This window comes from Stenomitos frigidus ULC18 (assembly GCF_003003795.1).
In the GTDB taxonomy this organism is placed as follows: domain Bacteria; phylum Cyanobacteriota; class Cyanobacteriia; order Leptolyngbyales; family Leptolyngbyaceae; genus Stenomitos; species Stenomitos frigidus_A.
The window spans coordinates 1-4,290 of the sequence record NZ_PVWK01000045.1 but is presented as its reverse complement, the minus strand read 5'-3'; the positions used below and the strand labels follow the sequence as shown (position 1 = coordinate 4,290).

The 4,290-nt window shown below is 51.9% G+C and carries 5 protein-coding genes; 3 read left to right on the top strand and 2 right to left on the bottom strand.

Features of this window, described 5'->3' with window-relative positions:
* Positions 1 to 414: 414 nt before the first annotated feature.
* The gene (locus C7B82_RS32060; protein WP_219904147.1) at positions 415 to 582 is read right to left on the bottom strand and encodes a hypothetical protein; all 168 of its coding nucleotides are present in this window, start codon (positions 580 to 582) and stop codon (positions 415 to 417) included.
* A 262-nt stretch (positions 583 to 844) separates the two neighbouring features.
* Between C7B82_RS32060 and C7B82_RS07920 the strand changes: the two genes are divergently transcribed.
* The 3 genes from C7B82_RS07920 (at position 845) to C7B82_RS07910 (ending at position 3,687) form a co-directional block, all read left to right on the top strand.
* Entirely contained in the window at positions 845 to 1,048 is a 204-nt protein-coding gene (locus C7B82_RS07920) for a hypothetical protein (RefSeq protein ID WP_106255759.1), read from the top strand.
* A gap of 11 nt (positions 1,049 to 1,059) precedes the next feature.
* Complete coding sequence (locus C7B82_RS07915; protein ID WP_106255758.1) at positions 1,060 to 1,668, top strand: Uma2 family endonuclease; 609 nt, start codon at positions 1,060 to 1,062, stop codon at positions 1,666 to 1,668.
* Positions 1,669 to 2,106: 438 nt separating this feature from the next.
* On the top strand, positions 2,107 to 3,687 hold the full coding sequence (locus C7B82_RS07910; protein ID WP_146141091.1) for a hypothetical protein: 1,581 nt from the start codon (positions 2,107 to 2,109) through the stop codon (positions 3,685 to 3,687).
* Positions 3,688 to 3,812: 125 nt separating this feature from the next.
* Here the strand turns inward: C7B82_RS07910 and C7B82_RS31390 are convergent, their stop codons facing one another.
* Positions 3,813 to 4,049, bottom strand: a complete 237-nt coding sequence (locus tag C7B82_RS31390) for a hypothetical protein (RefSeq protein ID WP_219904145.1) — start codon at positions 4,047 to 4,049, stop codon at positions 3,813 to 3,815.
* Positions 4,050 to 4,290: the final 241 nt, after the last annotated feature.

The window sequence follows — 4,290 nt, the reverse complement described above, 5'->3', positions numbered from 1 at the left end:
TGGCGGTTTACGACAGCCGATGCACGCATCAAACTACAGCGACTTTACCCATCAACTGAAAATTGACAGACCACTAGAGCGATTGTCACTGCCCAAAGTCTGCCCAGTTTCGTCTTCAGGAAGAAAGGGTTCTGCCATAAATGCTTCAGTTTTAAGGGTGCATGAAATCATGTCGTCACGAGTGCGAGGAAGAGTCGCTAAATTTTGGTCATCTTGGCGTAAAGGTAGCGAAGATACGGTAGTTGGCTGTCAAGCCGTTTGCTGTTTCACCTTCCTATAATCTGAGTCAAAGGGTCGCCTGTTTTTCACGACAGCCCAAGCAATGTGCAACAGCTTCCTGGTTGCTCAGGGTTAGGGTTCGGGCGCTTGGCTTTGGGTTTGTGCCCGTTGACGGAGTCTTTGAGGGCATCGGTGTTAAGGGGCATGCGTTTCTAGCTCCTGAATCAATAGGGTTTTGAATTTGGCGATCGACCGACAGCGTTTGAGAAACAAGACAAGCCTGATGAGCACGGCTAAATCACTGTCGTCATAAAGTCCATAGGCATTTGGCTCGATGTGAAGCTGTTCGATCCACCAGCACAAGGTGCGGTCAGGGACTTTCCGACCTCTCACTCTTGAGAGTCGCCACGCTAACTCTTTAAGGGAGTGACCCAGCGGCTATAAAACATGAACGGTCATGGTTTTGCCTCTTCCATTGCCGCGTCATCCGAAAGGATCCCGTTGCAATGAAATAGCAACGAATCTCGTAGAGGATGCTAACATAAATTACATCAATTGACGCATTTAATGTATTTGATTAGCTTGATGCAAAAATGAGATCGTCCAGAGAGGGAGGATATGATTTATGCATTCCAAGCGGGAAGCAGACGATATGCGGCGCACAACCGTATCTTTCGAGGATGATCAGTTTGAAATTCTCGAAAAATGGGCAGATAAAGAGATTCGGACAGTGCCGAACCTCATTCAAGCGATCGTGGTCAGTGTTCTAAGAGGGGAACCGCCAAACGTTCCAGACCTTCCAGGGTTGGAGAAGTTGAAAGGCAAGTAAGGGGTAATCGCATGATTGCAGCGATTGAAAAACCGATGAGTTTTGAGGAGTTCGTCACTTGGCTACCCCAGGACGGACGCTACGAGTTGATTGATGGAATTGTTTTCGAGATGCAACCAACGGGTGGACATGAAGATGTCACTGATTTACTGTCCACAACGCTCACTCTAGAGGCGAATCGGCTGCAATATCCTTACAAGTTCCCCAGGCGAGCACTGATTAAGGCTCCTAGCTGGAACACAGGCTATCTACCCGATGTACTGGTAGTTGATCGCCAAACCTTGGCAAAGGAACCCCTTTGGCAGCAGGAAGCCACCATTACTAGAGGCAGCACTATCAAGCTCGTTGTCGAGGTGGTCAGTACCAACTGGGAAACTGACTACGCCCGCAAATTTGAAGACTACGAAACGATGGGAATTCAAGAGTATTGGCTGGCCGATTACTTAGGACTAGGCGGCACTCGCTATATTGGCAAACCAAAACAACCCACTTTTTCAGTCTATGTACTCAGAGATGGAGAGTATCAGGTGAAGCAATTTAGAGGTAGGGAGCGGATTGAGTCTCTGACTTTCCCAGAGTTAACACTGACAGCTGAGCAAGTCTTCAGGTCTGGGCATTAACCCTGACCGCTGCCGTTAAAAATCACAGCAGGGTGTCCGGATCTGGGAGCAGATCAAATATACTCTCTAAAGTCGAATTGCTGAGCTGAGAAACACGGCTGGTACGTCACCAAGTTTGTTCTTTTGAAAGCGCAAGGAGCGTGGTTATGTTCTAGGAATATCTAGAAGTCAAAAACCCCCACTGCGGGAAACAGAAGGGGTTAGAAGGCTTGTTATTAAATTGAAGGATAGGGGCGGGGACTCTAACTCACAGCTTTGGCGAGCACAAATGTTAGGTCACCCAGCTTTGCTATGCCAATTTTAGTGGCAATTTGTCAAAAGGTGCAACCTTTTTGATGAATTGTTCTAGTTTTTGCATGGCTTCCTATCTGCTGTTGTTCCAGCCATAGGGAGTTAACTTGTGCATCAAATTTTTTATCAATGTTGGGAGGGCAGCCCATGCAGCTAGCCCCCTCCCGTACCTTTCCCTCTGTCCAGGAAGGCGACGATCCCTTCCTCGCGCTCTGGCCCCACCGCTATGATTACCTCTGGGCCGAGCATCCCCATCCCGACGAACGACCCGACTGGCAAACCGAGAGCCGTCATCCCTTGAGCGATCGCCTGCTCCAACAGGGCACCGCACTCTACGGTGTCCGCTTTGGTCCCACCACCCGTTACTGTGTACTCGATGTCGACAAAAGCAGTGCCTACCACCCCACGCGAGATCGCTTCGCTTGGCGACGACTGGTGGAAGCATTGGAAGTCTTAGGACTAGTGCAAGCCGTCGTCTGCACGTCCAGCTATAGCGGCGGTCTCCATCTCTACTTGCCCTTTGACACCGAACAGAAGACATGGGCGATCGCCCTGGCAGTCTCCACCCTGCTGGAAAACAAGGGGTTCAAGCTGGCACCGGGACAACTGGAAGTCTTTCCCAACTGCAAAGCCTATGTGACCAGTGGCGAGCCTAGTCTCTACAACGGTCATCGTCTGCCGATGCAAGCGGGGTCGTATCTGCTGAATCAAGACCTCCAGATGATCTGGGGCAATCAAGAGACCTTTGTCCAACACTGGCAGTTCGCCCAACAGCGCAACAGCCTCGATACCAAAGCACTGGACCGGATTCTCAAAGCCGCGCGACGACGACAGTTCCATGTCACCGGCAAAGCCGATAAGTTCTTAAATGACCTGAATGCCGAAATTGAACAGGGCTGGACCGGTCCCGGACAAACCAATCGCTTACTCGGGCGCATTGCCATGCGCTCTTACATCTTTGGGCATGTCCTCTATACCGACAAGCCGTTAGAAGGTAATGCGTTGGTACACGATATCGTCACGATCGCCCAAGCCCTACCCGGCTATCACGATTGGTGCCAGCATCAGCATGAAGTGGAGAAACGCGCTCAAGACTGGATGCTCGCGATTGAACAAAGCCACTACTTCCACTACGGCACCGACAAACGTCCCGCTGAACTAAGCCCTGATAATCCTGACGAGTCAGAGACGAGTTGGAACCAGCAACAACAAGCCGAAGCCAGAGACAGGATTCAACAAGTCGTCGCTGACCTCTTAGAGAAAGAAGCCTTACCAGCAGGCATTACCGAACGCTTCGATGCGCTCATTCCCTATGGACTGAGTGGTGCGACGCTCTATCGTCATCGCGATCTCTGGCATCCCAGATATTTACAAAACGCAACAATGGGCGCGCTTCAGAGTGCTGCGGAGCCGGATTGCTCGTGGACGGCATCCGGCTCCAACAGTCACACAAACTTATTGAGTCAAAGTGGGTGTAATACCTTACCTGAAGTAAGTTCTAGCCCTTTGGAAAGTCTGGAATCATGGGCGATCGGGTGTAATAGCACTCCCATCGGGTCTTTGAGTCAGCCAGAGACCAGAAATATGACCCAGGCGGAGGGGATTGCCTATATCAAACAGGTGTTGAACCAGGTCAAAGCCAGACGACAGGTCGAAATAGCGCAGAAACGTCAACGCTTGGCGGGACAAGACCAGCTCTCGCTACCCTTCAACGAGGCGCGCGAGTAGGTGCTGCTTGCAGTGCGCTTGAAGCTCTCAAACTGAAGCTGGCGGAGTCTTTGTAGTCTTACTTACCCCTAAAGCGGTAACCATCGCTCGATCCTATCCGTGGTGGAGCCAATGGTCGCTTGCGCTTAAGGGCTGAATTCCCGATGGGGCTCTTTACCGAAGTCAAAGGGGGTGGCAGTGCCATCCTGATACACGGCGCACACTTGCCATGTACAATTGCTGTCGTCTGGCGCGGGAGCCCACGCCATCGGCGCGGTGACTCCTGGGCGATCCCACTCCCGCTCACCGCGCCCCCAGTCTGACCCTCTTCTGAGGCTTCGATGTGCGGCATCGTCGGCTGCCCGTGATGTGTGACCTTGCAAGCTCACGCGGCTTGCGCTGGTAGAGGCCTTGCTGCCATCGCGGATGCACAGGGTGCCAGTGCTCTCCTGTACATCCGCGATGAGTGTTTTCGCCTGCCTTTGGGCATAACTAAGCTAACCACCGTTGTTGGGGTAGCAGACTATGACCGCCATGACAATGCCCGGCCTCCTGATTGTCATCGACTTGGGCACCTCCTTAATCAAAACGATTTACACCGGGCGACAAGGTAAGCCCGAGCCG